The sequence below is a fragment of the Pseudomonas sp. NPDC088429 genome (assembly GCF_044753305.1).
Classification (GTDB): domain Bacteria; phylum Pseudomonadota; class Gammaproteobacteria; order Pseudomonadales; family Pseudomonadaceae; genus Aquipseudomonas; species Aquipseudomonas rustica.
The window spans coordinates 1-3,416 of the sequence record NZ_JBIVMX010000136.1; the positions used below are offsets into that span (position 1 = coordinate 1).

Here is a 3,416-nt window from a genome sequence, read left to right on the forward strand (position 1 = left end):
AGCAAAAGCATCAGCGTTGAAGTCCGCAAAAAGAAAGTTTTCGTACAGCGCAGCCCGGAAGAAATCGAAGCCGAGCGCAAGCGTGAACTGGATGAGCGTCGCGCAGTAGAAAATGCTGCCCGTCAGAAGGCTGAAGAAGAAGCCAAGCAACGCGCCGAAGTAGAAGCGCGTAACCAGCCTGCTGCTGCGCAGAACGCTAATAGCGCCCCTGCTGCTGCGCCGGTTGCCGCTGCCGAACCTGTACGCGAAAGCGCACCGGTCGCTGCCGCTGCTCCAGCGCCGTCTGCTGAAGTTCGCAACAAGCAGAACGAACAGCGCCGTCCGGACAAGCCACGTGCAGACGATAACAATCGTCGCAGCGGTGGCGGTGATGGCGAGCGCAAAAACGCTCCGCATCGCGCCTCGGTCAAAGAAAAAGCGCCGGCTCCACGTGTGGCGCCACGCACTACCGACGAAGAAAGCGATGGCTTCCGTCGTGGTGGTCGTGGCAAGGCCAAGCTGAAGAAGCGCAACGCTCACGGTTTCCAGAGCCCAACCGGCCCTGTCGTGCGTGATGTGCAGATCGGCGAGACCATCACTGTTGGCGATCTCGCCAATCAGATGTCGGTCAAGGCTGCTGAAATCATCAAGTTCATGTTCAAACTGGGTACTCCAGCGACCATCAACCAGGTGCTTGATCAGGAAACTGCTCAACTGGTAGCCGAAGAACTGGGCCACAAAGTGACCCTGGTCAGCGACACCGCCCTGGAAGATTCCCTGGCCGAGTCCCTGAAGTTTGAAGGTGAGTCGTTCTCCCGTGCACCAGTCGTGACCGTAATGGGCCACGTTGACCACGGTAAAACGTCCCTGCTCGACTACATCCGTCGTGCCAAGGTAGCTGCTGGCGAAGCCGGTGGTATCACCCAGCACATCGGTGCATACCACGTTGAAACCGAACGCGGCATGGTCACCTTCCTCGACACCCCGGGTCACGCTGCGTTTACCGCAATGCGTGCCCGTGGTGCCAAGGCGACTGACATCGTGATCCTGGTGGTTGCAGCGGACGACGGCGTGATGCCGCAGACCATTGAAGCTGTTCAGCACGCGGTAGCGGCTGGCGTTCCACTGGTTGTAGCGGTGAACAAAATCGACAAGCCGGGCGCCGATCTCGATCGCATCCGTAGCGAACTGTCGGTTCACGGCGTGACCTCCGAAGAGTGGGGCGGTGATACGCCGTTCGTACCGGTTTCGGCGAAAGTCGGTACTGGCGTGGACGAACTGCTCGAAGCTGTTCTGCTGCAAGCTGAAGTTCTCGAACTGAAAGCAACTCCATCGGCTCCTGGCCGTGGCGTTGTGGTTGAATCGCGTCTCGACAAAGGTCGTGGCCCGGTTGCAACCGTTCTGGTTCAAGACGGTACCCTGCGCCAAGGCGATATGGTGCTGGTCGGTTCGAACTATGGCCGCGTGCGCGCCATGCTCGACGAGAATGGCAAGCCAATCAAAGAAGCCGGTCCTTCCATCCCTGTCGAGATCCTCGGCCTGGACGGTACCCCGGACGCTGGCGACGAGATGAGCGTGGTTGCTGACGAGAAGAAAGCCCGTGAAGTGGCTCTGTTCCGTCAAGGCAAGTTCCGCGAAGTCAAACTGGCTCGCGCTCACGCCGGCAAGCTGGAAAACATCTTCGAAAACATGGGTCAGGCAGAGAAGAAGACGCTCAACATCGTCCTCAAATCCGACGTCCGTGGTTCGCTGGAAGCGTTGAACGGTGCCTTGAATGGCCTGGGCAACGACGAAGTACAAGTGCGCGTAGTAGGCGGCGGCGTGGGTGGTATCACCGAATCCGACGCTAACCTGGCACTGGCTTCGAACGCTGTACTGTTCGGCTTCAACGTGCGTGCCGATGCTGGCGCACGGAAGATCGTCGAGCAGGAAGGTCTGGATATGCGTTACTACAACGTGATCTACGACATCATCGAAGACGTCAAGAAAGCCCTGACCGGTATGCTCGGCAGCGATGTTCGCGAGAACATCCTGGGTATCGCCGAAGTGCGTGACGTGTTCCGTTCGCCGAAGTTTGGCGCGATCGCTGGTTGCATGGTGATCGAAGGTGTTGTGCACCGTAACCGTCCAATCCGCGTACTGCGTGAAGACATCGTTATCTTCGAAGGCGAGCTGGAATCCCTGCGCCGCTTCAAGGATGACGCTTCCGAAGTACGTGCCGGCATGGAATGCGGTATCGGCGTTAAGAGCTACAACGACGTTAAAGTCGGCGACAAGATCGAAGTCTTCGAGAAGGTTCAGGTTGCTCGCAGCCTCTAACTCGCGCACTTCAGGAGCCGTGATGGCCGGCCGCACTCAAGGGTGTGGCGCATCACAAGGACTCTAAACGCAACGCCCGGTCTGGCATTTGTCAGGCCGGGCGTTTGCCGCTTTCAGACCTTGCGGGTTTCACCGTAGGGCAGTAACAGGTAACAAAATCATGGCAAAAGAATACAGCCGTACCCAACGTATCGGCGATCAGATGCAGCGCGAGCTGGCCCAACTGATCCGTCGTGAAGTCAAAGATCCACGTGTGGGTCTGGTCACCATTACCGCCGTTGAAGTCAGCCGTGACGTCGGTCACGCGAAGATTTTCATCACCGTGATGGGGCAGGACAACGCTGAAGACATCGCGCAAAGCATCAAGGTGCTGAATGCCGCCGCAGGTTTCCTGCGCATGCAACTGGCCCGTGAAATGAAGCTGCGCAGCGTGCCGCAACTGCACTTCCACTACGACGAATCCGTCGTCCGTGGCGCGCATTTGTCAGCGCTGATCGAGCGTGCCGTGGCTGAAGACAATCAGCACCCGGTCGCTGCTGAACCTGAAGACACCAAGGAGTAATTCGGTGGCTCAGGTCAAACGTATCCGTCGTAACGTCAGCGGCATTATCCTGCTCGACAAGCCGTTGGGGTTCACCTCCAACGCCGCGTTGCAGAAGGTTCGCTGGTTGCTCAACGCCGAGAAGGCCGGTCACACCGGCAGCCTCGATCCGCTGGCCACCGGCGTCTTGCCGTTGTGCTTTGGCGAGGCGACCAAGTTCTCGCAATACCTGCTCGATTCCGACAAGGCCTATGAAACCCTGGCGCAGCTGGGCAAGACCACCACCACGGCCGATGCCGAGGGTGAGGTTTTGCAGGAGCGTCCGGTGACCGTTGGTCGCACCGATGTCGAAGCGGCATTGCCGAAATTTCGTGGGCAAATCAGTCAGATACCGCCGATGTACTCGGCGCTCAAGCGTGATGGCCAGCCGCTGTACAAGCTGGCGCGTGCAGGCGAAGTAGTGGAGCGCGAACCGCGTTCTGTTACTATTGCGCGCTTGGAATTACTGGCCTTCGAAGGCGATACTGCGCGTCTTGCGGTGGATTGCAGCAAGGGCACCTATATCCGCACCCTGTTG

3 protein-coding genes are annotated in these 3,416 nt (G+C 58.7%); all 3 read left to right on the top strand.

Going from position 1 to position 3,416, the window contains the following annotated elements:
- Nucleotides 1-2,298 (top strand): translation initiation factor IF-2 (gene infB / locus ACIP66_RS28340; protein ID WP_400652560.1); only part of this gene is annotated, 2,298 nt, incomplete at its 5' end.
- A 160-nt stretch (nt 2,299-2,458) separates the two neighbouring features.
- On the top strand, nt 2,459-2,860 hold the full coding sequence (gene rbfA, locus ACIP66_RS28345; RefSeq protein ID WP_007915259.1) for a 30S ribosome-binding factor RbfA: 402 nt from the start codon (nt 2,459-2,461) through the stop codon (nt 2,858-2,860).
- A gap of 4 nt (nt 2,861-2,864) precedes the next feature.
- Nucleotides 2,865-3,416 (top strand): tRNA pseudouridine(55) synthase TruB (gene truB / locus ACIP66_RS28350; protein WP_400652562.1); only part of this gene is annotated, 552 nt, incomplete at its 3' end.